We start from the raw sequence: 866 nt of genomic DNA on the forward strand, positions 1-866 counted from the left end.
AAACCGCGGCCGACTTTGCCGTTAGGCAGTTTGCCGCTGACTTCGACGATGGCATCGGGGGTGTGGGCGATGAAGGTTACGGATTCATCCCATGCGGCGATGGCTTGGAGGATTTCGACAATGCGGCTGCCTTCGGTTTGGCGCACGTTCTCTTCAGGCAGGCAGCGGATAACGTCTTCAAAACTGCATTGGTTTTGCGCGGCCAGCATTTCCAGCACTTGGCCGAGATTTTTTTCCAATGATTGGCGCAACATGGTTTGTTGTTCGGCTGAAAGTTTTTGCATGGTTTGATCCTTTTCTTGAGTCGGAAGAGTGAGCATGAGTTTGCGGATAAGGGTAGGCGACCAATAACGGCCGCTGGTATTCAAACGGATCAGGCCGTCTGAATCAGGTTCTTTAAAAAGCTGCATTTCCTGCCATTGGGCAATCAGCTTTTGCGCTGCTTTGTTGCCGTCGAACAATAATGGATTCAGACGGCCTGTTTCAATATCGTGCTGGACTTTGCTGAGAAGTGCTTTATTTGGACTATGACCGCTCATAAATGCGATGTTTTTCTCGCCTTTCGGCGTGGCGAGATAACTCTCCAAATCGCCCTGCACCTGATAGCTGAAACCGCCGAAGTTACCGCCTGCTCCGGAGCCGAATGCTAAACAGGAAATATCGGATTTGATCAGGGTATTGTAGCGGTTGCGCTCGCCGCGGCCGGGATAGGCGAAGTGGCTGTTGCTGACCTGTTCCCAGCCTTTTTCCAGCAGTGTTTCAACCGTGTAGGCATATTGGTCTGCCTGAATATCGAAACCCGGCGGTGTCGGAAATGCGCCTTTTTCAATCATGCGGTTGATGGGCAGCATGGGATAAAGGTTGAA

General features: G+C 51.4%; 1 protein-coding gene. It reads right to left on the reverse strand.

What is annotated here, in order from left to right; all coding sequences use genetic code 11:
* Positions 1-866 (reverse strand): ChuX/HutX family heme-like substrate-binding protein (locus ACTHS3_RS15750; protein WP_440368474.1); only part of this gene is annotated, 866 nt, incomplete at both ends.

Source organism: Neisseria sp. P0009.S007, assembly GCF_051962515.1.